This window comes from Halomonas sp. 3D7M, assembly GCF_014897885.1.
Classification (GTDB): domain Bacteria; phylum Pseudomonadota; class Gammaproteobacteria; order Pseudomonadales; family Halomonadaceae; genus Vreelandella.
Genome location: NZ_JABUZF010000113.1, coordinates 1,243 through 5,131 on the forward strand (window position 1 = coordinate 1,243; position 3,889 = coordinate 5,131).

Sequence of the window (3,889 nt, forward strand, 5' to 3'; positions counted from 1 at the left end):
CGCTCTCGCGATGGCGGTATTATCGGCGAAGCCACTATCGATTTTATCAATCAATTTAAAGTGGATTACGGAATCATCGGGATCAGCGGTATTGATGAGGATGGCTCGCTCCTTGAATTTGATTACCAGGAAGTACGCGTTGCTCAAGCGATTATTGCCAATTCGCGACGCATTTATCTCGCCGCAGATTACTCAAAATTTCATCGTAATCCGGTGGTGCGCCAAGGGAATATTTCCCAGCTCGATGCTCTGTTCACTGATCGGAAGCCTCCAGAGTCGATTCTGCAGCTGTTATCGCAGCACGGTGTCGCGTTGCATATCGCTTAAGCATGATGCGTAAGCTAAGGCGGAGCACGGCCCTCGACGCGTTTAAGAGTGAAGGAGAGTAGTTTCATACTTGAGCATTTGGGGCGGCTAGAGTAGCCTTGGATGATAATAAAGCGAAACAAAGCACACAAAACCGAAAGAACCTACAACAAAGTGAACGTGATATGTCCTCCTTTATTCTCGCCATCGATCAAGGTACGACCAGCTCGCGCGCCATTTTATTTGACCGCCAAGGCCAAATAGAGGCGGTTGCCCAACAGGAATTTCCTCAGCACTTCCCTCAAGATGGGTGGATAGAGCATGATCCCGAAAATATTTGGGAGACTGTCCTCGCCACCTGTCGTGAGGTATTAGAAAAGGCGAATGTTTCGCCAGAGCAGATTGATGGAATTGGCATTACTAACCAACGTGAAACCACGGTGGTGTGGGATAGAGAGACGGGTAAGCCGCTCTATAATGCGATTGTCTGGCAGGATCGGCGTACCTCTGAACTTTGTCAAACACTCCGTGACCAAGGGCATACAGAGGCAGTACAAGCGAAAACAGGCCTCTTAATAGACCCCTATTTCTCTGCCACCAAGCTCGCCTGGATACTCGATAATGTAGCAGGAGCCCGCGAGCGTGCGCAGCGCGGTGAGCTACTCTTTGGCACTATCGATACCTTTTTGATTTGGCGATTAACGAATGGCAAGCAACACGTCACTGATGCCACCAACGCATCGCGAACAGCCATTTTTAATATCCATAATCAAACATGGGACGATGAGCTGTTAGCGTTGTTTAACGTTCCTGCCAACATGCTGCCTGAAGTAAAAGACTCCAGCGATGATTTTGGCACCACTGACGCAGATTGGTTAGGGGCGTCTATCCCTATTGCGGGTGTGGCAGGGGATCAGCAGGCCGCGCTAGTGGGACAAGCGTGCTTTCAGCCCGGAATGGGTAAAAGCACCTATGGCACCGGGTGTTTTATGATCGTTAACACCGGGGATACACCCTCGGTATCACGAAATCGCCTGCTAACCACCATTGGTTACCGAATTAATGGCAAGCCGACCTATGCGATGGAGGGCAGTATTTTCGTTGCTGGGGCGACTGTGCAGTGGCTACGTGATGGGTTGAACCTGTTTGCGGATGCGTCAGAAACAGAAGCGCTTGCTAAAGAAACTCGCAGCGGACATAGCGTTTACTTGGTACCGGCCTTTACTGGCTTGGGTGCGCCCCATTGGGACCCTAAAGCGCGAGGAGCAATTTTTGGCCTCACCCGGGATACCGGTATTGCCGAAATCGTTGCGGCGGGGCTCCAGGCGGTGTGTTACCAGACCCGTGACCTTCAGCATTGTATGAACGACGATATGGAAGCCACGCCTGGTAACCTACGTGTCGATGGTGGCATGGTGAAAAACAGCTGGGTGATGCAGTTTTTAGCCGATATGCTCGATGTCCAGGTGGATAGACCGACTATTCTTGAAACGACAGCGCTTGGAGCTGCTTATTTGGCAGGCTTGCGTTTGGGTTGGTATGACACGCTTGAAGAAATTGAGCAACTCTGGCGTTGCGAAAAGAGCTTTACACCTAAAATGCCAGAATCGACTCGGGAGGCGTTGTACCAGGGTTGGCTAGATGCCGTGAATCGCGTGCGTTGTAATTAACAACCGTTATTGGCTACTTCAATAGGCAAAAGCCGCTATCGATGATAGCGGCTTTTTAATGTTGTTGATGGTTAATCAGTGAGTGTTCTGTGGCTCTGCTTGTGCAACGAAAGGCTGTGAGGTGTCACGATTTTCAGCAAAGTAGGTAGCAAAGCGTTCTTCCGCTTGGTCTCCGAAGAGGACACGACAAGCTTCTTTCAGCCCCTTAGAGTGGCGCAGCTGTTCATGGTGAACAACCAGTGACACTTTGGCTCTTCGGCGCAGGAAGTCCTCCAACTGCGTAATCATTTCGTGGTCTCGGGCATGCTCTAGTTCGCAGCGAATATATTCGGTACCTTCAATGAGAATATCGGCTTCCGCAGGATCCTGACGGATTTTCTCTAGCATTTGCATGGCCTGTTCTGCATAACGCCGCCACAGCCGGGAAGAGAGCGGCTCGGTCGACGTTGGTGCAGTCATCGCATCTAGATTCATCCGTTTGGCTTGGTCCATAAACTGCTGTTTGACAGGCTCTGGTGGCTCACCGTACCAGCGATAGTTGATATCGCTGAGATTGACACCTAGGCGGACCACTTCTTCTGCGATTTCATCACCTACATTCAAGCAGTCGGTTAATTTACCCCCAAAAATACTAATGTGGGCGCTATCCGCATTGGTATCGATGACATGTTTACGCGACAGCTGGAGAAAATCGCGATCGCCGTCACCCTGGTCTGCTTTGATAGCCAGGGGCCGAACACCGCAGCGTGTTGAAATAATATCGTCTTGGGTAAGCGGCTTTTCTAACGTTAGGCGCTTATTGATATTTTCCAATACAAACTCAATATCTTCAGCGGTGACATCCACCTCTGGATGTTCCATATGCGTATCAGTCGTGCCGATGCAGGTGCGATTCCCCATGGGAATGACAAAAAACAGTCGTCCATCGTCGGCAAAAAACGCCAGTACCCGTTTCGTTTCCGTCAATTGCGGAACGATCAGATGAATGCCTTTTGAGTAAAGATGTTGATGGGTGGTTTTCTCGCCGGTAAGTGCGTTGTGCTGGTCTACCCAGGGGCCAGCCGCATTAATTAATACTTTGGAACGGATATTGAATGTGCTGCCATCCATGACATTGCGCGCTTTCGTTACCCAGTGCTGGCCTTCACGTTCAGCACCAAGCGACTCAACATAATTGGCTGCAATTGCCCCATAGTTAAGCGAATGGCGAACAAAGTTAAATACAAATCGGGCATCATTATCGTGTAAGTAGGCATCTGAGTATTCAAACCCACCGACTGAGCCTTCGATATCAATAATGGGTTCTTCTTGCTTAATGTTCTTGGGAGACAATAAGCGGGGCAGCTTAGTAAACCCGTTTCCCATTAGCCAGTAGAGCCAGGTGCCTGCCCACAAATACCAGGGTGAATGGCGGAAACCTTTGCTGATGGTAGTCAGAAAGCGAATTTCCTGAACGGTGGATGGGTAACTTTTAATCAAGTGATTACGGCTTTTGCACAGTTTGCGTACTAATGCGAAATCCTTGCTTTCCATATACTTAATGCCTCCCCAAACTAAGTTGGAGGAGTGCATACTGGTGCTTCCCGCAAAATCACCGCGGTCTATTAAGGCGACTTTAGCGCCTTTGCCTGCAAGCGCGGCTGCCGTTGCTGCGCCGTTAATGCCGCCACCGATGATTAGTGCGTCAAAGTCGTCAGTGTGCAATTTCTCGATATTCCGGTTACGCAGTTTCATAGCGGTTCCAATTAACAAAGAAAAAGCCCCGTGTTTAGGTAGCGGTTTCAACATGACAACAAAGCAATAAGCCTATGTAGACCAGCGAGCCCTGCTGTTATTTGCTCGCCGCTGATGAAACCTAGTTTTTGAGCCTTAATAGGGCGGGCCGAAGCCCGCCCCAACTGGATTAGCGGGTA

At 49.8% G+C, this 3,889-nt stretch carries 2 protein-coding genes and 1 pseudogene; 2 read left to right on the top strand and 1 reads right to left on the bottom strand.

Going from position 1 to position 3,889, the window contains the following annotated elements; translation table 11 throughout:
* A pseudogene (locus tag INT22_RS20275) lies at window positions 1-327 on the top strand (DeoR family transcriptional regulator); the annotation flags it as partial.
* Window positions 328-491: 164 nt separating this feature from the next.
* Entirely contained in the window at window positions 492-1,976 is a 1,485-nt protein-coding gene (gene glpK / locus INT22_RS05010; protein WP_193059622.1) for a glycerol kinase GlpK, read from the top strand.
* A gap of 75 nt (window positions 1,977-2,051) precedes the next feature.
* Here glpK and INT22_RS05015 read toward each other — a convergent pair whose 3' ends face one another.
* Window positions 2,052-3,710 carry a glycerol-3-phosphate dehydrogenase/oxidase gene (locus tag INT22_RS05015; RefSeq protein WP_089038538.1) on the bottom strand — a complete coding sequence of 553 codons (1,659 nt, stop codon included), beginning with the start codon at window positions 3,708-3,710 and terminating at the stop codon, window positions 2,052-2,054.
* Window positions 3,711-3,889 lie beyond the last annotated feature (179 nt).

Bases quoted from the DNA above. Each gene is read 5' to 3' on its own strand.
- glpK (WP_193059622.1), top strand. From the start codon at position 492: ATGTCCTCCTTTATTCTCGCCATCGATCAAGGTACGACCAGCTCGCGC.
- INT22_RS05015 (WP_089038538.1), bottom strand. From the start codon at position 3,710: ATGAAACTGCGTAACCGGAATATCGAGAAATTGCACACTGACGACTTT.